Consider the following 21,369-nt stretch of genomic DNA (forward strand, 5'->3'; position numbering starts at 1 on the left):
ACTGAAGATGCGTGATAATCTTTCGACTAATTCTTAATAACAAGAATAGTCGGCTGATTTTCCAGTCTTTTAGCAATAATTTTTGAAGGAAGAAGAGCATGGGTGGCAAACCTGACATCATCAAAGCCGTCGTACTGATTTTTGCTGCCGGCCTTGTGATTACTGGGTTTACGACCATTCAGGCATCGGAAAGCCCAAGTCGCGCCTATTCCAGCATCAACATGGATGCCTATCAGGCCGTCGACAGTCGCCGGAATCGGTAGCAGCGTTGGTCCGTCACCACGCCATGCAGCGGTATATCCCAGGGCTCTGTCGGTAACTCCTGCACTCTCTGAAAATCGTGGGCTAGCCCGATAAGTTTGGGCGCGAGCCTCGGGCGTACTCGCGTGAAAGCAAACGTACGATCGTAAAACCCGCCGCCCATACCGAGCCTGCCACCGTTCTCGTCAAAACCCACCAATGGAAACAACACCGCATCCAGGGCCCAGGCCGGTCGTTTCTGGCCTTTGCTGAAGGCAGGCTCCGGTATGCCGAATCGATTGGCTTTCAGTTCAGACGCGTCGGTGAAGGGGCTGAAAACCAGTTTGCCAGTGTGGATAGGATGCAGAACCGGCAAGTAAAAGCGAACACCTTTGCGTTCAGCAAGGTCCATGTACAGTCTGGGGTCGATCTCACCGTCGTTGGGCAGGTAGATGGCAACATGGCGTGCCCGGTGAAAGTCAGGGTGAGTCAGTAGATTCAGCGCGAGTTGTTCTGCGGCTTGCTGTTGCTGCTCGTACGGAAGCGCTCGTCGTTGCTGGCGTAGATGCTTGCGCAGCTCGGTGCGGGATCGGGTGTCTGGCTGGGTATCGAACGGTTGGAGGGCGATAAACTGGCTCAAAATAAAGCTTCCCGGGCTGCCGTTATCGGATGTGGCCCTTGAACCCAAAGTTCAAGGTCGGTGGCCGCTGTGACATATTAGGCTTTCCCCTGACGGGGACGTGCTCACAATGCCCTGAAGTAGCCACCTGGGTAATGCGCATCGGCTCGAGGACGTATCCGAATATCCCGCACAGCCCAGGAAGTTGATCTCATTATACGGGTACTGCCGGGGCCGATTGCAACACCTGTTTCGGAAACCCTTACCAAAATTTACGGAGTGGTTACTGTCCGGACGAATCGCCCAGCGCATTGTTCAGTTTGCTGTCCATCGCCTTCAGAACCGAGCTGGTGGCGTCAGACATGGTGTCTCGCTCAAGCAGTTCGTGGGTGATGTTCAGGGCAGCCATGACCGCAATGCGCTCGGTGCCGAACACCTTCCCGCTGGCGCGGATCTCCCGCATCTTGTTATCGAGATGACGGGCAGCACGGGTCAGGGCGTCACGCTCTTCGTCAGGGCAGGCAACCAGATACTCCTTATCGAGAATCTTTACCTCAGCGGTGGTGGACTGCTTCGACATCAGTGGTGCTCCAGTGCCCGCAGGCGACCAATCATGGCTTCGATCTTGTTTTTCGCAAGATCATTCTTGTGCATTAACTGGGCCCGTTCCCGGTTCCAGTCATCCTGCAGCTCCCGCAGCGTGGTGTTGTCCCGCTCCAGTTTCTGACAGCGCTCGATCAGCTTATCGAGCTTGTCCGCTAATGCCTGTACTTCGGACTGTTCCATCGCGTGCCCAGCATTGGTTGTTTTCATTGCAGGTAACTATAAGTGCGGACGCTAAGTCGGTCAATTTACAGGGATGTCATTACACTTCGGTGTTGACGCCGGTCACGGTTCTGCCACCTCACCCAGCCCCAGCGAGCGGCTCTGCTTCCAGGTCCGGACGCCTGGAATCAGGGCTACCAGCAATGCGGCCATGGGTACAGAAGCCAGCAGCCCCCATTCCACTGCACTCAACGGGCGAAGCTGAATCTGCAGGCCATAGCCGGCCTGAAGCCAGGGCGCCAGCACCGAGATCGCCACCGCTCCGATCAGCAGCGCCAGGACACAGGCGACAAGGGCCAGGACGACGGCTCGATCACGTAGAGCAGACCGACCAGGCGGGGTGATGCGCCAATCGCCCGCAGCACCGCAATTTCATGGGAACGTTGAGCCTGCAGTGTCAGTAGCACGGCAGCGAGTCCCAGCAGGCTGATAACCACCACAAAGCCGGTAATGCCGATCAAAGCCCGCTCGAATTGACGCATGAGTCTCCACAACTCGCTCAGCGCAACTCCGGGCAGAATGGCCGATAAAGGTTCACTGGTGTTCTCGTTGAGTTCGCGTTGAACCTGAAAGGTCAGGATCTTGCGTTCGAGTCCGGCAAAGGCGGCCGTTATTGCGCTTGGGGTGAAGTCGCGCTGCTCGGCTTCTTTCGGAGTCAGGGTGCGGCCGGGAATGGCCACCCCGGATTCCCAGCCTACGTGCATGGCTTCCATGCCGGAAAGACTGATGTAAACCGCCTGGTCCACCGGAGTTCCGGTGCTTTCCAGAATGCCCGTGATGTGGAAGGGGGTGTTGTCGTGATTGGAAAAGCTGGTTCGGCCACCACCGTGGGACAGTACGATACTGTCGCCCACGGCATGGTCGAATTTGTCGGCCACATTGGCCCCCAGGACGACATCGAACACATTGTCAAACCAGCGACCCTGCGCAAGCTGCAACGACCGGCCGCGGCCGTACTGGAACCGTTCAAGGAAGTTGTCGTTGGTACCGATGACCCGGGAGCCCCGGTAGCTGTCCCCAAGTGAAATGGGGATCAACCAATCGATTCGCTCGTCCGCTTCCAGTTCCTGAAAAGTGGACCAGCGAATGTTGTTGGTGGGATCCCCCAAGTGGAACACCGTGTACAGCAGCAGATTCAGCTGGCCGCTGCGGGCGCCGATGATGAGGTCGGTGTCGCTGACAGTGCTGGTGAACGATTCCTTCACTTCAGTACGAAGGTACTGGATGCCCAGCAACAGCGTTACGCTGAGGGTGAGGGTGAGGCAGACCAGTGCCAGTACCCGGCGGCGGTGCCACAGGCTGGCGCCTGCCAGAGAAAGTGCCAGGCGAGTGCTCATGATGCCGCTCCCTCCAGTTCCACCTGGTGGTCAAAGTGTTGGGCCAGGGCGCGGTCGTGACTGACAAACACCACCGAGGTATTGCGGGCTTCGGCCAGCGTCAGCAGAAGATCCAGAAACCGGTCGCGGTTGTCGCTGTCCAGGGCTGAGGTTGGCTCGTCCGCAAGAATCAGGCTCGGTCCTCCGATCAGTGCCCGGGCGGCGGCGATACGTTGTTGTTGGCCGATGCTCAGTTGAGTCACTTTCCGGTGCCAGCAGCTCTGGGGAATGGCCAGTGCAGTTAAAAGTCTGTGGGCTTCATGGATTGGCTCAGGGTCCGTAGCATCCCGGCGTTGTGCCGACAGCCGGCATGGCAGGGTGACATTGGCTTCGGCGGTGAGGTAGGGAACAAGATTGAACTGCTGGAAAATCACGCCAATGTGATTGGCTCTGAATCGATCCCTCTGGCCGGCACCAAGTCGGTCCAGCTGGCTGCCCAGGATGCGCACGGTGCCGGCGTCGGGCGTGAGCATGCCAGACAACAGGCTCAGCAGTGTGCTCTTGCCACTGCCACTGGCGCCCCGAAGAAACAGATGTTGGCCCAGAGGCAGACTCAGGTCTGGAAAGGTCAGAGTCGGTTGTCCCGGCCCCCATTGATAGCTGAGATCGGCGGTTGCCAACGCCCGGATCGGGTGCTGCTCGTTCGAATCGCTTAATTCTGCAGTACTGGCCATGTAGCTCGTCTGGTGTCCGGTGTATGATTGCCGAAATCCCGTGCCCCGTTTTCTGGAGATCACGTTCTGATGTTTTGTCTTCCCCGACTTACTCTCTGCCCATCCGTTTGCAGGACACTCTCTCAAACGCTCAGCCGCTGCTTCGTGTGCGCAGCTTTGTTTATTGTCCTGGGGCAGTCGCTCTCCGTCCATGCCGAACCCCGGGAGCTGGACTGGCTGGAGTTGATGCCGGCTGAGGACCTGGCCTTGCTGGAAAATATGCCAGAAGTAGAGCATGAGGGCGATGGCCCCGCACTGCTACCGGACGAGATCATGACCGGTCGTGTTGTGCCGGAGATGTCCAATGTCGACGCTCGCATTCCCGGTTTCGTCGTGCCTCTGAAAACCACCCAGGATATGGAAATCCTTGAGTTTTTTCTGGTGCCTTACTACGGCGCCTGTATCCATGTGCCGCCACCACCGCCCAATCAGATCATCCACGTAAAGTATCATGAGGGCTTCAAACTGGAAGCCCTGTACGACCCGGTCTGGATTGAAGGAACGCTGGTTATCGAGCGCACCGAGAATGATCTGGGTACTTCATCCTACTCGATCGTTGCTGAGTCCGTGGAGCTATATGAGCAGTAAGCTCAGGGTTCAAGGCTAAATTCTGCAATGCCCGGCTCCAGGCGCAGGGCGCCCTGGCCCTCAGGCCCGGCCCATTCGATGTCCAGATCTTCGATGGCCGGGAACTGCTCTCTCAGGGGCGTGACCAACTGGCTGTCAGGTGCCAGGTCCGGGCAATTCAGGGTCTGGAAAACTTCAATGTCGGTGTGAGTGGCTTCCCCGCCGTCGTGGTGTTCGTGTTCATGATCGCCATACTCCTCATAATGGCCATGATCCTCTTGATGAGCATCATCGCCCTCGTCGCCCGCATAAGCGTAGTGAACTTCACTGGTCTGAATGCTGCAGGACCCGCTCACGGTATTAATAAGCGGGGTATCCGTCAGCCATGCAAGCGCTGACTCTACCGCTTCCCGCTCTGCTTCCGTGCGGGGTTCGTGCTCGAATCCCAGTAAATTATGGGCAGGTGACAATGCCATCAGTTCAACCGACTGGCCGTCCATAGCCAGTTGCAGTTCTGCTTGACCGTGCTGATGGGCATTCAGATTTTCGGCGGATGCAGTCAGGGCGCTGAGCAATAGCACCGGCAATGGCAGTAGGCGGGTTGTGGTGGAGAGCATGGCGTCGTCCCTTGTCTGGATTGATATGTTATAACATTTTGATCAGTTGCACCGGGATTGGCAATGGAAAAGTGTCTTGGATGCGCCTGAATGCTAGGATAGAGACTTCATTCAACAACACAGGAATGGCACGGTTCATGTCCGAAACCGATACCTCCGGTGCTGCCCGCGCCGCTGAATTCGAGCGCTGGGCCAACGTATTTACCGCTCACAAGGCGTTTAGTCATCCGTCCGAGCTGCACGGTGTGCTCTGTGGTCGGCTGGCGGCCGGCTCACGTATTGAAGAGCCGGAATGGCTGAACATGGTGTGTGAGCATATGGGGCTGCCCGAAAACGCGGCCGATGACTCTGAAGATCTGGCGCCATTCATGAATAAGGCGTATGACCAGACGCTGTCGCACTTGAAATCGACTGACATGAGTTTCCATCCTTTGCTGCCGGACGATGATTACGCTATCGAGCAGCGTCTGGAGGCCCTGGTGGCCTGGGTCCGTGGTTTCCTTGAGGGAATGGCACTGTCCGCCGGTGAAGCCCTCGGACAGGCACCCGATGAAATCCGCGAACTGATCGAAGACATGGTCGCGATCAGTCAGCTCGCGGATGACGAAGAGGCCAGCGACGAAAGTGAACAACAGTTGCTGGAAATCACCGAATACATCCGGCTGGGGGCGCTGGCGGTCTTTACCGAATTCAATGCGCCCGAGCGGCCGGCTTCGCCATCGCCGACCCTGCACTGAGCAGGTTAACCATTGCGGGAGAGTTTATGCCGTCCATGATACCCGTTAAGGAATTTGCCGAACGCCGGCGCAAGCTGATGGAGCGCATGGCCCCTGAGAGCATTGCGATCATCCCGGCAGCCCCGGAGCGAGTGCGCAATCGCGATGTGCTGCACCCGTTCCGCCAGGACAGTGATTTCCAGTACCTGACCGGCTTTGGTGAGCCCGAAGCTGTACTGGCGCTGATTCCAGGTCGGGAGCATGGCGAGTCGGTACTGTTCTGCAAGGAGCGCAATCCCGAAAAAGAGCTGTGGGATGGCTTCCTGGTAGGCCCAGAAGGGGCTATTGAGCGCTATGGTCTGGACGATGCCTTCCCGATTTCCGACATCGACGACATCCTGCCGGGCATGATCGAAGGTCGCAGCCGGGTCTACTACCCGCTGGGCAAAGACCAGTACTTTGACGGCAAAGTGATGGAGTGGGTCAAGACCATTCGCAGCAAGGTCCGCACCGGAGCCCACCCGCCGGGGGAGTTTGTGTCCCTGGAGCATTTCCTGCACGACCTGCGCCTGTTCAAGAGCGCCAATGAAATCAAGGTGATGGCCAAGGCTGCCGAGATCAGTGCAGAGGCGCATTGCCGCGCCATGAAGCGTGCACGTCGAGGTGGCAATGAGTACAACCTGGAGGCGGAGCTGATCCACACCTTTATGGATCACGGTGCGCGCTCCACGGCCTATCCGTCCATCGTCGGTGGCGGCGCCAATGGCTGCATCCTGCACTACATCGAAAACAGTGCACCGCTGAACGACGGCGATCTGGTGTTGATCGATGCCGGCTGCGAGTACGACTGCTACGCCTCGGACATTACCCGCACCTTCCCGGTCAGTGGTACCTTCAGCCCCGAACAGCGCGCTCTGTACGAGGTAGTGTTGTCAGCCCAGTACGCGGCGATTGATGCGGTGCGTCCGGGTAACCACTGGAACCATCCCCACGAGGCGGCCCTCCGGGTGCTGACCCAGGGGCTGATTGATCTCGGCCTGTTGTCAGGAACCCTGGACGATGCCATTGCGGCGGAAGCCTACAAACCCTTCTTCATGCATCGCACCGGACATTGGCTTGGGCTGGATGTGCACGATGTGGGTGACTATAAAGTCGGAGATGCCTGGCGTTTGCTGGAGCCTGGCATGGCGTTGACGGTGGAGCCGGGGCTTTACATCGCACCGGACAACACTAGCGTCGACGAAAAATGGCGCGGTATCGGCATCCGCATCGAAGACGATGTGGTGGTCACCAAAGACGGCTGCCGGGTGCTGACCGACGGCGTTCCCAAGACCATCCCTGATATTGAAGCCCTGATGGCGGACTGAGCCTGTGAGTCAATTCGACACCGATCTGATCATTGCCGGCGGCGGCCTGGCCGGGGCGACCCTGGCCCTGGCGCTGGCCCGCGCGGTGCCCAGCCTGCGAGTGACGGTGGTCGAAGCCTTCCCGCTGTCGGCCGAGGCGCTGCCGGAAGACTACCAGCCAGCTACGATGCCCGCTCCACCGCCCTGGCGTGGGGCTCACGGCTGATCTTCGAGGAGCTCGGGCTGTGGCGCCGGTTGTCTGAACACGCCACGCCGATTCGGCACATCCATGTGTCGGACCGGGGGCGCTTTGGTGCCACCCGCCTGAATGCCGACGAACATCAGCAGGATGCCCTGGGCTACGTGGCGGACAACCGCTGGATGGGGCTCTGCCTGATGCGTGAGCTGCTCGATACCAACGTGCAATGGCAGGCGCCGACGGAAGTGGTCGACATGACGCCGATTGCAGCTGGCGTGGACGTCGCTTGAAAACCGGTGACGACAGCCACCGTATGACTGCCCAGTGCCTGGTGGTCGCGGATGGTGGCCGGTCCGGTTTGCGGGAGCGACTTGGATTTCAGGTGCGCCACCGCAGTTACGGCCAGAACGCCCTTATTGCCAACGTATCCACCAGTGAAAGCCATCAATTCAGCGCCTACGAACGCTTTACCGACGCCGGTCCTATGGCGCTGCTGCCCCATGGCGGGGCCAACCGGGCCGGCCAACAGTCGGCGCTGGTCTGGACGCTGACCGATGAGATGATGGAAGAGGTGCTCGCACTGCCTGACGCCGATAAATGTCAGCGGCTGCAGGAGCGCTTTGGCTGGCGTCTGGGTCGGTTCACTCGCATTGGTGAGTGCAGCCACTACCCACTAAAGCTGTCTACCGTGGATGAGCCGGTGCGACCCGGCGTCGCGCTGGTAGGCAACGCCGCCCACGCCTTGCACCCGGTGGCCGGGCAAGGCTTTAATCTGGCGCTGCGCGGTTTGATGACGCTGGTGGAGCAATTCCGACTGGCGGTGGAGCAGGGGCAGTCCCTTGGGGATCTGCAGGTTCTGAGCCGCTACCAGCAGCTGCACCGGCAAGACTGGCAGCAGACCGCCCAGTTCTCCGACTCGTTGATCCGTCTGTTCGGTCCCTCCCTGACACCGCTGGCTGTGGCTCGCGATGCTGGGCTGGTGGGGTTAGACCTGGTGCCCGGGGCGAAACGCTGGTTCGCGCGCAAGGCCATGGGGCTGGGCGGTCGCCGGGCAGTTATCCACAAACCGAAGACCGGTACCGGAGAGCCCGCGAGCCATGACTGAATTCCGTGCCTTTGACATCCTGGTGGTCGGTGGCGGCATGACCGGTTCCGCCCTGGCCCTTGGCCTGTCCCGTCAGGGCTGGCAGGTGGGATTGGTTGAGGGTAGTGCGCGAGCGACGCTGCTACAACAACTCGAGCCCGCCGAAGGCGTGGCCGAGTTTGAGCCTCGGGTCAGTGCCATTTCCCGGGCCAGTCAGCAGTTGCTGGAGAGCCTGGGGGTTTGGCCGGCCGTGGTATCGGGGCGCCATTGCCCTTACCAGAAAATGACCGTGTGGGATGGCGATGGCACCGGACGCATTCATTTCGATGCCGCCGATCTTCAGGCTCGGGACTTGGGTACCATTGTCGAGAACCGTGGCCTGGTGCGGGCGCTGTTCCAGGCCCTGGAAGACAGCAGCGTAGAGTTGATTGATGGCGTGAAGGTGACCGGTTGGTGGCAGGACGGCAACCAGCGTGGCATTGAACTGGCGGATGGCCAGCGATTGGGCGCCCGGTTGGTGGTGGCGGCCGACGGCGCCAACTCCCGCTTGCGTCAGTGGGTCGGGTTACCGGTACGGGAATGGGACTACGACCAGCAGGCCATCGTTTGCACCGTGCGTACCGCCCAGAGTCACCGCTTTACCGCCTGGCAGCGGTTCTCGCCCACCGGTCCGCTGGCGTTCCTGCCCTTGCGGCCGGAATCGGGCGACGAGCATTTCTGTTCCATCGTCTGGTCCCAGGATACCGACGAGGCCAGACGACTGATGGCGCTGGATGATGCTGGCTTTACTGCCGAGCTGGAGCTCGCCATTGAGCGGGAGCTGGGGGAGGTGCAGGCCGTTTCGCGCCGTTACGCCTTCCCGCTGCGCCAGCGCCATGCCAAGGATTACATCGCGACCGGATTTGCCCTGGTGGGCGATGCTGCCCACACCATCCACCCGCTGGCGGGCCAGGGTGCCAATCTGGGGTTTGCCGATGTCCGGGCCCTGCTGGACGAGCTGTCCCGGGCCCAGCGCGCGGGCCTCAGTCCGGCCGAGGAGTTGGTGCTGGCGCGGTATCAGCGTCGCCGAAAGGCTGAAAACCTGGCCATGATGGCGGCCATGGAAGGGTTCAAGCAGTTGTTTGCCCGCGATGAGCTACCGCTGAGATGGTTGAGGAATACCGGCATGCGCTGGCTCGACGGTCTTGGTCCGATCAAGCACCGGCTGGCCGCCGAAGCCATGGGCCTGACTCGCTGACACTTGTTCTCCAATCACTTGTTCTCCTAATAACCCGCTAAGGATAACCGATCATGCAGGAAGCAGCCTTCTCGCCCTTCTCGATGACATCGCCACCATCCTGGACGATGTCTCTCTGATGACCAAAACCGCCACCAAGAAAACCGCGGGTGTGTTGGGCGACGATCTCGCGCTTAACGCCCAGCAGGTGACTGGTGTGAAACCGGCGCGTGAACTGCCAGTGGTGTGGGCGGTGGCCAAAGGCTCGATGCTGAATAAGGCGATCCTGGTGCCGGCCGCGCTGGCCATCAGTTATTTCGTGCCCTGGTTGGTCGTCCCGCTGTTGATGCTCGGCGGCGCATTTCTGTGTTTTGAGGGCTTTGAGAAGCTGGCGCACAAGTTCTTGCATCGGCAGGAGGCCGAGGCCCACAAGAAAGAATTGCACGAAGCCCTGAAAAATCCGGGCGTGGACATGAAGGAGTTGGAGCGGGACAAGATCAAAGGCGCCATCCGAACCGATTTCATCCTGTCAGCCGAAATCATTGCGATTACCCTGGGTACAGTGGCCGGCGAAAGTATTGGCATGCAGTTTCTGGTGCTGGCGGTAGTGGCAATTATGATCACAGTCGTGGTTTACGGACTGGTCGCCGGCATCGTGAAGCTCGACGACGGCGGGCTCTACCTGAGTCAGCAGGACAACGAGGCCGTGCAGAAAGTGGGGCGGGGAATTCTCTGGCTAGCACCGTACATGATGAAAACCCTGTCGATCGTGGGCACCATTGCCATGTTCCTGGTTGGCGGTGGCATTCTGACCCACGGCCTGCCGCCGGTGTACGAGGCCATTCACCACTTCGCTCAAGGCCTTGGCGGTGTGCCCGAGATCATTGTGCCTACCTTGGCTAACGGTGTGTTTGGGGTGATTGCCGGTACGTTACTGGTGGCGGTGATTACCCCGCTACAGAAGCTCTGGGCGGCGCGCTCGGCCTGACTTAACCACAGGCATCGAACAGGCGGCTGACCAGGACCGGCACGGCCGTCTCTACCCGTAAAATGCGTGGCCCCAGGTGCACGGGGTCACAGCCGGCTTCCTCGAGTTTACCCACCTCGTAAGGGGTAAAGCCGCCTTCCGGCCCAATGCACAGGGCGGTAGGCTGGTCCATATGGGTAGGGCAGGGTTGCTCCGTGCCCGGGTGGGCCACCAGGGCGCGCTTGCCGGCCAGCAGGGCGGGCAGCTCATCTTCCACGAACGGTTTGAACAGCTTGCGAATGTGCACCTGAGGCATCACCGTATCCCGGGCCTGTTCCAGCCCCAGCGTCAGGTTCTCGCGCAGGTTGTCATCGGACAGCCACGGCGTCTGCCAGAAGCTTTTCTCCACCTTGTAGCTGTTGATCAGCCAGATGTCCTTCACCCCCAGGGTCGCGCACGTTTGCAGCACGGCGAAACATCTTGGGGCGGGGCATGGCGAGCACCAGGGTCAGTGGCAGGGCGGGTGGTGGCGTCTGATCGAACGATACCCGCAATTTCGCTTCGGTCTCGGTCAGACCGAGCACCTCACCGGTGCCTATGTCGCCGTTGACTCGGCCGACGGGAATGCAGTCACCGGTTTCAATTCGTATCACCGAATGCAGGTGCTGCAGCCGGCGTCCGGTCAGTGTGACCTGGTCTTCCGCGGTGAAATCCTCATCAAACAGCAGTGCCAGGTTCATTCGCCGGCGGGCTCGTCGGTCTCGGTCACTTCCCGCTTCGCCAGTCGGCCAAAGATGATGCCCACCTCAAATAGGATCCACATGGGGACGGCCAGCAGGGTCTGGGAGATGATATCCGGCGGGGTCAGCATCATACCGATGATGAAGCAGGCCACCACCACATAGGGGCGTTTGGCGGCCAGATCGGCCGGTGTGGTCGCGCCGGTGAGAATCAGCAGCACGGTGGCGATGGGGATTTCAAAGGCGACCCCAAACGCGAAGAACATCTTCAAAACGAAATTCAGATAGCTGCTGATGTCCGGCAGCTCAACGATACCTTCCGGCCCAATGGCGGTGAAAAAACCAAAAACCAGCGGGAACACCACATAGTAGGCGAAGGCAGCACCGGCGTAAAACAGCAGCACCGAGGTGAACAGCAGGGGAAACGCCAGCCGTTTCTCGTGGGCGTACAGGCCCGGTGCGACGAAGCTCCAGAGCTGGTACAGGATGATGGGAATGGCGGCAAAGACCGCCAATACCAGCGCCAGCTTCAGGGGTGCAAAAAACGGGGAGGTCACGTCGGTGGCGATCATGGTCTGCCCAATCGGCAGCAACGAACGGATCGGTTCCGACAACCACAAGTACAGGTCGTTAGCGAACGGGTAAATGGCGGCGAAGCAGATAACCACTGCCAGCACCATTTTCAACAGGCGGTTACGCAGCTCCAGCAAATGCTCGATCAGAGGCATTTCGTGGTGTTCGGGGGAAGCAGGCTTGCCGTCTGGCTGAGAAGTCATGAACGGTCATCCGATGGAGCATGCCCCGAGCGGGGCTGATCGGTGCCCTCGGCCTCGGTGCCAGTGTTGGGTTCGTGTTCGGGTGCCGCGGCGGACTCGGCCGATGACGTCGGCTCGTTGGTGTCGTCCTGCTTTTTCGAGGCCACGCGACGGGTCGCCGGGGCCGGGCGTGGGCTCTGGTGGTCACCGTGCGGCATGATCATGTGTTCGTAGCGCTTGGCATCGTCGAGCGCACCGCGCACGGATTTCTGGACATCTTCGAGCCCGACATCACCGGCTTTGCGCAGTTCTTCACGCAGCTCTTCGGCCTTGAGTTGGCGATCCAGCTCCGAGGTGAACTGGCTGACCATGCGCCGGGCACCGCCAATCCACCGCCCGGCAGCCCGGGCAGCAGTGGGCAGGCGCTCGGGGCCGAGCACCAACAGAGCAATGACGCCGCAGATCAGCAGCTCAAGAAAGCCAATATCGAACATTCAGCCTGGTCTCAGCTGTGGGACTTGTCCCGTGGCTTTTCTTCGGTTTTGGCCGGCTGGCCCTGGTCTTTCGCGTCGGTATCCCCTTCCAGGGAGTCCGGGTCGGCGGCCTTGCTGTCCTCATCGTTCATGGACTTCTTGAAACCGCGGATAGCGCCACCCAGGTCGGTGCCGATGTTGCGCAATTTCTTGGTTCCGAACAACAGAATCACGATACCGAGTACGATAAGAAGCTGCCAGATACTGATACCCATGGTGGGGTCCTCGTTTTAAGTTGTCGCTACACAGTAGTGTACGTTAACAGATCGGATTGACGTTAATCTCCCGATCAGCCTGTTTTTTCTTATTGGTCCCGGGAGGCTTTCTCTTCCAATCCGGAGAGATCAAAACGCCGGGCCAGTTCGTCCAGAATCTCGTTCGGGCCAAGGCCCAGCCGGGACAGCATCACCAGGCTGTGAAACCACAGGTCAGCAGTCTCGTACACCACATTCGAGGTGTCGCCCGAGTGCTCTGCGTCCTTGGCGGCCAACAGGGTCTCGGTGCATTCCTCACCGACTTTTTCCAGAATCTTGTTCAGGCCCTTGGCATGCAGGCTGGCCACGTAGGACGTGTCCGGATCGGCCTGTTTGCGCGCTTCCAGTACCTGTGCCAGTTGTTGCAATACGTCACTCACTGTCGGTACTCCTTATTTGCTGCCGTAGATGGCGTCGGGGTCCTTGATCACCGGATCAACGCTGACCCACTGGCCGTCTTTCAGGCTGCGATAAAAGCAGCTGCGTCGGCCGGTGTGGCAGGCGATGCCGCCTTTCTGTTCCACCTTGAGTACGATCACGTCCTCATCGCAGTCCAGGCGAATGTCCTTCACCACCTGCTGGTGGCCCGAAGTTTCGCCCTTGCGCCAGAGTTTGCCGCGGGAGCGAGACCAATACACCGCCTGGCCCTCCAGGGCGGTCAGCCGCAGTGATTCCCGGTTCATCCAGGCCATCATCAGGATATCGCCAGTGGCAGCGTCCTGGGCGATGGCAGGCACCAGACCGTCGTCGGTCCAGCGGATGACATCCATAGACTCGAAGAAAGTGCACTGTGTAGTTTCGGTGCAGGCCAGTAGCTCAATTGGCAGAGCAGCGGTCTCCAAAACCGCAGGTTGGGGGTTCGATTCCCTCCTGGCCTGCCATTTTTTAACATCCGGATACATAAGCTGATTCCTATGGAGTCAAAAGCCGTTCAATCAACCAGCCGTTTCGATGCAGTGAAGTGGCTGGTTGTTTTCGTTCTGATCGCCATTGGTGTGGTCGGGAACCAGTACTTCAGTGCTGAGTCCCTGCTGTATCGTGTTCTGGCTCTCGTGGGGCTTTCGATCGTGGCCGCTTTGGTGGCGCTTCAGACCGATCGTGGTCGTCGTTTCGCCACGCTTCTTAAAGAGGCGCGCGTTGAGATCCGGAAGGTAGTGTGGCCTACCAGGCCCGAGCTGGTTCAAACCACTGTGATTGTAGTGGTATTTGTTCTGGTGGTGGCATTGTTGTTGTGGGGTATGGATTCGCTGATCAGTATGCTGGTCGCCGGATTTATCGGTTAAACAGGAGTGGGCAATGGCTAAGCGCTGGTACGTCGTTCATGCGTATTCTGGCTTCGAAAAGCACGTAATGCGCACTCTGAAGGAGCGCGTTGCGCTAGACGGCATGGAAGACAAATTCGGCGAGATCCTGGTCCCGACCGAAGAAGTTGTCGAAATGCGCGAGGGTAAGAAGCGCAAGAGTGAGCGCAAGTTCTACCCGGGATACGTACTCGTGCAGATGGAAATGGACGACGCTACGTGGCACCTTGTTAAGAATACGCCGCGGGTTCTTGGCTTTATCGGCGGCACCAAGGATAAGCCAGCTCCGATTACTGAGCGTGAAGCTGAGGCAATTCTCCGTCGCGTTGAAAGTGGCGCCGAGAAGCCGAAGCCCAAGACTCTGTTTGAGCCAGGTGAAATTGTCAGGGTTGTTGAAGGCCCGTTTGCGGACTTCAACGGCGTTGTAGAAGAAGTCGACTACGACAAGAGTCGAGTCAAGGTTGCTGTCTTGATTTTCGGCCGTTCAACTCCGGTAGAGCTGGAGTTTGGGCAGGTTGAGAAGGATTAAGCGGCAGTCTAAAAGCTGAAAGCTCGCGCGCTCTGGCGACGCGGGCTTTTTGTGTCTGCTATTGGCAGGATTAACCACAGGGGAGCCGAGAGGCGTTTGAACCCACAGGAGATGAATCATGGCAAAGAAGATCGAAGCGTACATCAAGCTTCAGGTTGCTGCCGGCAAGGCTAACCCGAGCCCCCCCGTTGGTCCGGCTCTGGGTCAGCGCGGCGTAAACATCATGGAATTCTGTAAGGCGTTTAACGCCCAGACTCAGGACATGGAACCTGGTCTGCCGATTCCGACTGTTATCACAGTATACAGTGATCGCAGCTTTACCTTTATCACCAAGACTCCGCCGGCGCCGGTTCTGCTGAAAAAAGCAGCTGGCATCAAGAGTGGTTCTGGCCGTCCGAACACTGAGAAGGTTGGCACTGTTACTCGCGAGCAGCTGGAAGAAATTGCCAAGACCAAAGAGCCTGATCTGACTGCGGCCGATATGGACGCAGCAGTTCGTACCATTGCAGGAACTGCCCGTAGCATGGGCCTGAACGTGGAGGGCCTGTAACATGGCAAAGCTGAGCAAGCGTCAAAAGCTGATTCGTGAAAAAGTCGATGCTACCCGTGCCTACTCCGTAGACGAGGCTGTTGCCCTGTTGGTTGAGCTGGGTCAGAACGTCAAGTTCAAAGAGTCGGTAGATGTTGCTGTAAACCTCGGGGTTGATGCGCGTAAATCGGACCAGGTGGTTCGTAGCAGCACGGTTCTTCCTCACGGTACCGGCAAGACCGTACGTGTCGCCGTGTTTACCCAGGGTGCCAATGCCGAGAAGGCGACGGCAGCTGGCGCAGACATCGTGGGCATGGACGATCTGGCAGCAGAAGTTAAGAAAGGCAACATGGATTTCGACGTGGTTATCGCCACTCCGGACGCCATGCGTGTTGTTGGTCAGCTGGGCCAGATCCTGGGTCCCCGTGGCCTGATGCCGAACCCGAAGGTTGGCACGGTAACTCCTGACGTTGAGACCGCGGTGAAAAACGCCAAGGCCGGTCAGGTTCGCTACCGCACCGACAAGAACGGCATTATCCACGCTCCGCTGGGTAACGTTGAATTCTCTGCGCAGAACATCAAGGAAAACCTTGAGTCGCTGATCGCAGATCTGAAAAAGGCCAAGCCTTCATCGGCGAAGGGCGTGTATCTCAAGAAGATCACCGTTTCTTCGACCATGGGTCCTGGTCTGACTATCGATCAGAGCGGTCTGGCAATCTGATCCTCTGAGCGGTAGTTACTTTGTAGTCTAGGCGGAAGCCAAGGCTGTCAAAGACCGCAGGCCCCCGAGACCCTCTGCTTGCAGAAGGGTCGCAAGGGTTAAAGCAACGCCTGCGCAGACGGTGTGAAGACGTTCTCTCTGAACCCAAACACCGTTAAGGCGCCCGCAAGGGCAATGATGGGTTTGCCGGGATAACCCCGGCGAAATCGAGGAGAAATCCAGTGGCAATTAGACTCGAAGACAAGAAAGCGATCGTCGCTGAAGTCAACGAGACTGCCGGTGGTGCTCTGTCTGTGGTAATGGCTGACTACCGTGGTGTCACTTCCGGTGACATGACGGCTCTTCGTGCCAAGCTCGTGCCGAAAACGTGCGTCTGAAGGTTGTTCGTAACAACCTGGCAAAGATCGCGATTCGTGGTACTGAGTTCGAGTGCATCGATGAGGCTCTAGTAGGCCCGACCATTTTGGCATTCTCTATGGAAGATCCGGGCGCAGCAGCACGTCTGCTCAAGGATTTTGCCAAGGAGAAAGAGGCGTTTGAGATCAAGGGACTGGCCGTCGGCGGAGAGCTGATGGGTGCAGACCAGATTGATCGCCTTGCCAAGCTGCCAACACGTCACGAAGCGTTGACGATGCTGGCCGCGGTTACACAGGCACCGATCACCAAGCTGGCACGGACACTGAACGAAGTTCCTTCGAAAGTGACTCGTGCTGTAGCGGCAGTTCGCGACCAGAAGCAAGAAGCTGCTTGATTCTGTTGAACACCATTTTTTATTTTTTGGGAGAAAGTCATGGCTCTGTCTAACGAAGACATTTTGAACGCAATCGCAGAAATGAGCGTAATGGACGTAGTTGCGCTTGTTGAAGCAATGGAAGAGAAGTTCGGTGTATCTGCCGCTGCAGCCGTAGCTGCTGCACCTGCAGCTGCTGGTGGCGAAGCTGCCGCTGCTGAAGAGCAGACCGAATTTGACGTTGTTCTTACCGGTCCTGGTGAGAAGAAAGTCAACGTAATCAAGGCCGTTCGTGAACTGACCGGCCTGGGTCTGAAAGAAGCTAAGGAAATGGTCGACAGCGCACCTTCCGTTATCAAGGAAGCTGCTAGCAAAGACGACGCTGAAGAAGCCAAGAAGAAGCTTGAGGAAGCAGGCGCTTCTGTTGAGCTCAAGTAAGAGTCGGCTGTTGATCGAAACCGTGCATTAAGCATGGATAGCTGGTGGCCTTGTGCCACCGGCCTTTTTCTGTTTGTTGTATATGCTATAGAGTCTGGTGAGCAATTACAGGTCGATGTCGGATCTTTAACCTACAGCCAGAGTCTTGTTCAAGACGGCGCGATATGCCGAGCAATTCGGCCCCGAAGCAGAACAATGGTTGCTTCTTGATACCAGGTATCAGGTCTAAAGCTGGGGAATGCAGATGACTTACTCCTACACTGAGAAAAAGCGGATTCGCAAAGATTTTAGTAAATTGCCTTCCGTGATGGACGTCCCCTATTTGCTGTCTATTCAGCTAGATTCATTCCGGGACTTCCTCCAAATGGAAGCCGCTCCTGAGGACCGTCGGGAAACCGGTCTTCACGCAGCATTCAAATCCGTATTCCCGATTGTCAGTTACTCTGGCAACGCCGCGCTCGAATACGTGAGTTACCGTATTGGCGAGCCGGTTTTTGATGTCAAGGAATGCCAGCTTAGGGGCGTAACCTACGCAGCACCGCTGCGCGTGAAAGTCCGCCTTATCATTTACGATAAGGAATCGTCCAACAAGGCGATCAAGGACATTAAAGAGCAGGAAGTCTACATGGGCGAAATGCCCCTGATGACTGAAAACGGTACCTTCGTTATCAACGGTACCGAGCGTGTTATTGTTTCCCAGTTGCACCGTTCGCCCGGTGTATTCTTTGATCATGACAAGGGTAAGACCCACTCATCCGGCAAGCTGCTGTATTCGGCCCGGGTGATTCCTTACCGTGGCTCCTGGCTGGACTTCGAGTTCGATCCGAAGGACTCCGTGTTCGTTCGTATCGACCGTCGTCGTAAACTGCCGGCGTCCATTCTCCTCCGTGCTCTTGGCTACACCTCCGAGCAGATGCTGGAAACGTTCTTTGAAACCAGTAAGTTCAGCCTGGGCGCGGAAGTGTGCAAGCTTGAGCTGGTTCCGAGCCGTCTGCGTGGCGACATCGCGACCTTCGACATCAAAGACAATGACGGCAAGGTTATTGTTGAGGAAGGTCGTCGGATTACCGCGCGCCATATCAAGCAGCTTGAAAAGGCCGGCATCAGCGAGCTGGAAGTGCCGACTGAGTACCTGTACGGCCGTGTTCTGGCCAAGGACATGGTTGATACCAAGTCCGGTGAGGTGCTGGTTGAGTGCAACGCCGAGCTGACTGAAGAACTGGTTACCAAGATTCTGGACGCGGGTGTTACAGATATCGAAACTCTGTACACCAACGACCTGGACTGCGGTCCGTTTATGTCAGACACCCTGCGTATCGATCCGACCCGCACGCCGCTGGAAGCGTTGGTCGAGATCTATCGCATGATGCGTCCTGGCGAGCCGCCTACCAAAGAGTCGGCTGAGAACCTGTTTAACAACCTGTTCTTCTCCGAAGAGCGGTACGACCTGTCTGCTGTGGGTCGGATGAAGCTGAACCGTCGTTTGCGTCGCGAAGAGAGCACCGGTGCAGGCATCCTGACACACGAGGACATCATTGATGTCCTGAAGACGCTGATCGATATCCGTAACGGTCAGGGCAATGTCGATGATATCGACAACCTGGGTAACCGTCGTGTTCGTTGCGTTGGTGAAATGGCCGAAAACCAGTTCCGCGTTGGTCTGGTGCGGGTCGAGCGCGCCGTGCGCGAGCGTCTGAGCCTGGCTGAAAGCGAAGGCTTGATGCCGCAGGATCTGATCAATGCCAAGCCGGTTGCGGCTGCGGTCAAAGAGTTCTTTGGCTCAAGCCAGCTGTCCCAGTTTATGGACCAGAACAACCCGCTGTCAGAAGTCACCCACAAGCGACGTATTTCTGCGCTTGGGCCAGGTGGTCTGACCCGCGAACGTGCTGGCTTCGAAGTCCGTGACGTACACCCGACCCACTATGGTCGTGTGTGCCCGATCGAGACTCCGGAAGGTCCGAACATCGGTCTGATCAACTCGCTGGCGACCTATGCCCGTTCCAACTCCTACGGTTTCCTTGAGAGCCCGTACCGGAAGGTTGTTGAGGGTGTGGTCACTGATGAGGTGGTTTACCTGTCCGCCATTGAAGAGAGCAACTTTGTTATCGCCCAGGCCAGCGCGGCTATGGACGATGAATCCAAGCGCCTCACCGATGAGCTGGTTACGGTACGTCACCAGAACGAATTTACGGTTACTCCGCCGGAAAGCGTTAACTTCATGGACGTATCGCCGCGCCAGGTTGTGTCGGTTGCTGCGTCTCTGATTCCGTTCCTTGAGCACGACGACGCTAACCGGGCCCTGATGGGCGCGAACATGCAGCGTCAGGCTGTGCCGACCCTGCGTTCACAGGTACCGCTGGTTGGTACCGGTGTTGAGCGGACAGTGGCTCAGGACTCTGGCGTCTGTGTGACGGCTCGCCGTGGCGGTGTGATTGAGAGTGTAGATGCGGCCCGTATCGTGGTTCGCGTCGACAACGCCGAAACTGAGGCCGGTGATGCGGGTGTGGATATCTACAACCTCACCAAGTACACCCGGTCGAACCAGAACACCTGCATCAACCAGCGTTCGATCGTTCGTCAGGGTGATGTCATTGCCCGCGGCGACGTGCTGGCTGACGGTCCGTCGGTTGATCTGGGTGAGCTGGCTCTGGGGCAGAACATGCGCATCGCGTTCATGCCCTGGAACGGTTACAACTTTGAGGACTCCATCCTCATTTCCGAGAAAGTGGTACAGGAAGATCGCCTGACCACCATCCACATCCAGGAACTGACCTGTGTGGCTCGGGATACCAAGCTGGGTAGCGAAGAAATCACCGCGGATATTCCGAACGTTGGTGAAAGTGCGCTGTCCAAGTTGGACGAGTCCGGCATTGTGTACATTGGTGCCGAAGTTGGCGCGGGTGACATCCTGGTCGGCAAGGTCACGCCGAAGGGCGAGACCCAGCTGACTCCGGAGGAGAAGCTCCTGCGTGCCATCTTTGGTGAGAAGGCTTCCGACGTGAAGGACACGTCGTCACGGGTGCCAACCGGTACCCGCGGTACGGTTATCGACGTACAGGTCTTCACCCGCGACGGTATCGAGAAGGACCAGCGCGCTCAGTCCATCGAGAAAGAGCAGCTGGACCAGTACCGCAAGGATTTGAAGGACGAGTACCGTATTGTTGAAGGTGCCACCTTTGAGCGTCTGATGAACGCGCTGAAAGGGCAGGAAGTCATCAGTGGTCCGGGCCTGAAAAAAGGCGCCACACTGGAAGAAGGCTACCTGGCCGAGCTGCCGCGTTCAGACTGGTTCAAGCTGCGTATGAAAGACGACGGCCTGAACGAACTGCTGGAGAAGTCCGAGCAGGGTCTGGAAGATCGCAAGAAGGAGCACGAAGAGCGGTTTGACGACAAAAAGGGCAAGCTGCAGCAGGGCGACGACCTCGCTCCGGGCGTCCTGAAGATCGTCAAGGTATACCTCGCGATCAAGCGTCGTATCCAGCCGGGTGACAAGATGGCCGGTCGTCACGGTAACAAGGGTGTTATTTCATCGGTTATGCCGATTGAAGACATGCCTTACGACGAGTTCGGCAACACGGTTGACGTTGTTCTGAACCCGCTGGGTGTTCCTTCGCGGATGAACGTAGGTCAGGTGCTTGAGACGCATCTGGGCGCCGCGGCCAAGGGTCTGGGTGAGCGTATCAGCCAGATGCTGGACGAGCAGCGCAAGATCGCTGAACTGAGAAAGCTGTTGGATGAGATCTACAACCACTCTGATGAAGTGTTCAAGGTGGATCTGGATTCTCTGACCGACAAGGAAATCCTGGAAATGTGCCACAACCTCCGTGGCGGTGTACCGATGGCAACACCGGTATTCGACGGAGCCAAGGAAGCCGAAGTCAAGCGTATGCTTGAGTTGGCCGGCCTGAGCACAACCGGGCAGACCATGTTGTACGACGGCCGTACCGGTGATGCGTTCGATCGTCCGGTGACTGTTGGCTACATGTATATCCTGAAGCTGAACCACCTGATCGACGACAAGATGCACGCTCGTTCCACCGGCTCCTACAGCCTGGTTACCCAGCAGCCGCTGGGTGGTAAGGCTCAGTTCGGTGGCCAGCGCTTCGGTGAGATGGAAGTGTGGGCCCTTGAGGCTTACGGTGCGGCGTATACGCTGCAGGAAATGCTCACCGTTAAGTCTGATGACGTGAACGGTCGGACCAAGATGTACAAGAACATTGTCGATGGCGATCATCGCATGGAGCCGGGCATGCCCGAATCCTTCAACGTTCTTGTCAAGGAAATCCGCTCGCTGGGTATCGACATCGAGCTGGAATCCGAGTGAGCCGAATTGTTTTTGGCAGCGTGAGCGGGC

General features: G+C 58.1%; 24 protein-coding genes, 1 tRNA gene, 1 other RNA gene and 3 pseudogenes. 15 read left to right on the plus strand and 14 right to left on the minus strand.

The annotated features are described in order from the left end of the window. The first annotated feature begins 98 nt into the window (after positions 1-98). Positions 99-263 carry a hypothetical protein gene (locus tag AU14_RS19560; protein WP_158498339.1) on the plus strand — a complete coding sequence of 55 codons (165 nt, stop codon included), beginning with the start codon at positions 99-101 and terminating at the stop codon, positions 261-263. On the opposite strand, the gene AU14_RS18020 is transcribed toward AU14_RS19560, so the two are convergent. From AU14_RS18020 to AU14_RS18040, 7 genes are all read right to left on the minus strand, one after another. Further along, a complete protein-coding gene (locus tag AU14_RS18020) occupies positions 233-880 on the minus strand; it encodes a 5-formyltetrahydrofolate cyclo-ligase (RefSeq protein ID WP_041343216.1) in 648 nt (215 codons plus the stop codon). The two genes, AU14_RS19560 and AU14_RS18020, sit on opposite strands and share 31 nt — an antisense overlap. A 4-nt stretch (positions 881-884) precedes the next feature. Then, positions 885-1,066, minus strand: a non-coding RNA gene (ssrS, locus tag AU14_RS19245) — 6S RNA. A 76-nt stretch (positions 1,067-1,142) separates the two neighbouring features. Beyond that, positions 1,143-1,439, minus strand: a complete 297-nt coding sequence (locus tag AU14_RS18025; RefSeq protein WP_041343219.1) for a cell division protein ZapA — start codon at positions 1,437-1,439, stop codon at positions 1,143-1,145. Beyond that, positions 1,439-1,645: a TIGR02449 family protein gene (locus AU14_RS18030; protein WP_041343222.1), complete on the minus strand. Its 207-nt coding sequence runs from the start codon at positions 1,643-1,645 to the stop codon at positions 1,439-1,441. Before AU14_RS18030 ends, AU14_RS18025 begins: the two co-directional genes overlap by 1 nt. A gap of 102 nt (positions 1,646-1,747) precedes the next feature. Beyond that, a complete protein-coding gene (locus tag AU14_RS22430; protein WP_236744209.1) occupies positions 1,748-1,942 on the minus strand; it encodes a hypothetical protein in 195 nt (64 codons plus the stop codon). A gap of 8 nt (positions 1,943-1,950) precedes the next feature. After that, positions 1,951-3,021 (minus strand): ABC transporter permease, encoded by a 1,071-nt coding sequence (locus AU14_RS18035; protein WP_236744210.1) that lies wholly within the window; start codon positions 3,019-3,021, stop codon positions 1,951-1,953. Next, complete coding sequence (locus AU14_RS18040; RefSeq protein WP_094191259.1) at positions 3,018-3,734, minus strand: ABC transporter ATP-binding protein; 717 nt, start codon at positions 3,732-3,734, stop codon at positions 3,018-3,020. Before AU14_RS18040 ends, AU14_RS18035 begins: the two co-directional genes overlap by 4 nt. A 225-nt stretch (positions 3,735-3,959) precedes the next feature. On the opposite strand from AU14_RS18040, the gene AU14_RS18045 reads away from it, so the two are divergent. Beyond that, positions 3,960-4,361: a DUF3299 domain-containing protein gene (locus AU14_RS18045; protein WP_236744657.1), complete on the plus strand. Its 402-nt coding sequence runs from the start codon at positions 3,960-3,962 to the stop codon at positions 4,359-4,361. Between the two features lie 2 nt (positions 4,362-4,363). On the opposite strand, the gene AU14_RS18050 is transcribed toward AU14_RS18045, so the two are convergent. Further along, entirely contained in the window at positions 4,364-4,957 is a 594-nt protein-coding gene (locus AU14_RS18050; protein WP_041343230.1) for a ZrgA family zinc uptake protein, read from the minus strand. Positions 4,958-5,094: 137 nt separating this feature from the next. On the opposite strand from AU14_RS18050, the gene AU14_RS18055 reads away from it, so the two are divergent. The 5 genes and pseudogenes from AU14_RS18055 to AU14_RS18075 all read left to right on the plus strand — a co-directional run bounded on the left by AU14_RS18055 (position 5,095) and on the right by AU14_RS18075 (position 10,506). Next, positions 5,095-5,694, plus strand: coding sequence for a UPF0149 family protein (locus tag AU14_RS18055; RefSeq protein WP_041343233.1), 600 nt, complete (start codon positions 5,095-5,097; stop codon positions 5,692-5,694). A 26-nt stretch (positions 5,695-5,720) separates the two neighbouring features. Further along, positions 5,721-7,040 carry a Xaa-Pro aminopeptidase gene (gene pepP / locus AU14_RS18060; protein ID WP_041343236.1) on the plus strand — a complete coding sequence of 440 codons (1,320 nt, stop codon included), beginning with the start codon at positions 5,721-5,723 and terminating at the stop codon, positions 7,038-7,040. 4 nt (positions 7,041-7,044) lie between these two features. Continuing rightward, positions 7,045-8,323, plus strand: a pseudogene (gene ubiH, locus AU14_RS18065) (2-octaprenyl-6-methoxyphenyl hydroxylase). Continuing rightward, positions 8,316-9,539 carry an FAD-dependent monooxygenase gene (locus AU14_RS18070; RefSeq protein ID WP_041343239.1) on the plus strand — a complete coding sequence of 408 codons (1,224 nt, stop codon included), beginning with the start codon at positions 8,316-8,318 and terminating at the stop codon, positions 9,537-9,539. The pseudogene ubiH and the gene AU14_RS18070 overlap by 8 nt, the downstream one beginning before the upstream one ends. 43 nt (positions 9,540-9,582) lie before the next feature. After that, positions 9,583-10,506: a DUF808 domain-containing protein gene (locus AU14_RS18075; protein ID WP_041343242.1), complete on the plus strand. Its 924-nt coding sequence runs from the start codon at positions 9,583-9,585 to the stop codon at positions 10,504-10,506. A gap of 1 nt (position 10,507) precedes the next feature. Here the strand turns inward: AU14_RS18075 and AU14_RS18080 are convergent. The 6 genes and pseudogenes from AU14_RS18080 to hisI all read right to left on the minus strand — a co-directional run bounded on the left by AU14_RS18080 (position 10,508) and on the right by hisI (position 13,537). Further along, positions 10,508-11,225, minus strand: a pseudogene (locus AU14_RS18080) (16S rRNA (uracil(1498)-N(3))-methyltransferase). Next, positions 11,222-12,001, minus strand: coding sequence for a twin-arginine translocase subunit TatC (gene tatC / locus AU14_RS18085; RefSeq protein ID WP_041343245.1), 780 nt, complete (start codon positions 11,999-12,001; stop codon positions 11,222-11,224). The pseudogene AU14_RS18080 and the gene tatC overlap by 4 nt, the downstream one beginning before the upstream one ends. Beyond that, the gene (tatB, locus tag AU14_RS18090; RefSeq protein WP_041343248.1) at positions 11,998-12,474 is read right to left on the minus strand and encodes a Sec-independent protein translocase protein TatB; all 477 of its coding nucleotides are present in this window, start codon (positions 12,472-12,474) and stop codon (positions 11,998-12,000) included. The genes tatC and tatB overlap by 4 nt, the downstream gene beginning before the upstream one ends. 11 nt (positions 12,475-12,485) lie before the next feature. Then, the gene (locus tag AU14_RS18095) at positions 12,486-12,728 is read right to left on the minus strand and encodes a Sec-independent protein translocase subunit TatA (RefSeq protein ID WP_041343251.1); all 243 of its coding nucleotides are present in this window, start codon (positions 12,726-12,728) and stop codon (positions 12,486-12,488) included. 89 nt (positions 12,729-12,817) lie between these two features. Continuing rightward, positions 12,818-13,147 carry a phosphoribosyl-ATP diphosphatase gene (locus AU14_RS18100; protein ID WP_041343253.1) on the minus strand — a complete coding sequence of 110 codons (330 nt, stop codon included), beginning with the start codon at positions 13,145-13,147 and terminating at the stop codon, positions 12,818-12,820. Between the two features lie 12 nt (positions 13,148-13,159). Further along, on the minus strand, positions 13,160-13,537 hold the full coding sequence (hisI, locus tag AU14_RS19250; protein ID WP_041344108.1) for a phosphoribosyl-AMP cyclohydrolase: 378 nt from the start codon (positions 13,535-13,537) through the stop codon (positions 13,160-13,162). 35 nt (positions 13,538-13,572) lie between these two features. Here hisI and AU14_RS18110 point away from each other — a divergent pair. From AU14_RS18110 to rpoB, 8 genes and pseudogenes are all read left to right on the plus strand, one after another. Then, positions 13,573-13,648: transfer RNA gene (locus tag AU14_RS18110), tRNA-Trp, on the plus strand. A 33-nt stretch (positions 13,649-13,681) separates the two neighbouring features. After that, on the plus strand, positions 13,682-14,050 hold the full coding sequence (gene secE / locus AU14_RS18115; protein ID WP_041343256.1) for a preprotein translocase subunit SecE: 369 nt from the start codon (positions 13,682-13,684) through the stop codon (positions 14,048-14,050). A 13-nt stretch (positions 14,051-14,063) separates the two neighbouring features. After that, complete coding sequence (gene nusG, locus AU14_RS18120; RefSeq protein WP_041343260.1) at positions 14,064-14,597, plus strand: transcription termination/antitermination protein NusG; 534 nt, start codon at positions 14,064-14,066, stop codon at positions 14,595-14,597. Positions 14,598-14,715: 118 nt separating this feature from the next. After that, positions 14,716-15,147 carry a 50S ribosomal protein L11 gene (gene rplK, locus AU14_RS18125; protein WP_041343263.1) on the plus strand — a complete coding sequence of 144 codons (432 nt, stop codon included), beginning with the start codon at positions 14,716-14,718 and terminating at the stop codon, positions 15,145-15,147. Position 15,148: 1 nt separating this feature from the next. Continuing rightward, entirely contained in the window at positions 15,149-15,847 is a 699-nt protein-coding gene (gene rplA / locus AU14_RS18130; RefSeq protein WP_041343266.1) for a 50S ribosomal protein L1, read from the plus strand. A gap of 221 nt (positions 15,848-16,068) precedes the next feature. After that, positions 16,069-16,598: pseudogene (gene rplJ, locus AU14_RS18135) on the plus strand (50S ribosomal protein L10). Between the two features lie 39 nt (positions 16,599-16,637). Further along, positions 16,638-17,015: a 50S ribosomal protein L7/L12 gene (gene rplL, locus AU14_RS18140; protein WP_007154024.1), complete on the plus strand. Its 378-nt coding sequence runs from the start codon at positions 16,638-16,640 to the stop codon at positions 17,013-17,015. Between the two features lie 244 nt (positions 17,016-17,259). After that, on the plus strand, positions 17,260-21,339 hold the full coding sequence (gene rpoB / locus AU14_RS18145) for a DNA-directed RNA polymerase subunit beta (protein ID WP_041343269.1): 4,080 nt from the start codon (positions 17,260-17,262) through the stop codon (positions 21,337-21,339). Positions 21,340-21,369: the final 30 nt, after the last annotated feature.

Source organism: Marinobacter similis (assembly GCF_000830985.1).
Lineage (GTDB): Bacteria > Pseudomonadota > Gammaproteobacteria > Pseudomonadales > Oleiphilaceae > Marinobacter > Marinobacter similis.